Genomic DNA, 209 nt, shown 5'->3' with positions numbered 1-209 from the left:
CGACTGATCGGTTGATCGAGGAGTTCACTCAGATAGTCAGCGACTTTGCGCCCATTCCATAATCCTCCGTCGGGAGCCTCCCCCCGCAGCACTTGCAACAGCAGGGCTTGTTGCTCCTCGCTCAGCAACGGGGGAGCCCCAGGATTCTCACGGCGACCATCGCCGAGACACTGCGGTCCATGGGCATTGTAGTCACGGACTAGTTCGTA

The 209-nt window shown here is 59.3% G+C and carries 1 protein-coding gene; it reads right to left on the bottom strand.

Annotated features, from left to right (window positions below; genetic code table 11):
- A partial coding sequence (locus JUJ53_RS13840; protein WP_204152628.1) for a helix-turn-helix domain-containing protein occupies nt 1–209 on the bottom strand: 209 nt, incomplete at both ends.

It is taken from the genome of Leptolyngbya sp. CCY15150, assembly GCF_016888135.1.
Classification (GTDB): Bacteria; Cyanobacteriota; Cyanobacteriia; order RECH01; family RECH01; genus RECH01.
The sequence above is the reverse complement of the archived record's forward strand: the minus strand, read 5'-3'. Positions and strand labels throughout refer to the sequence as shown.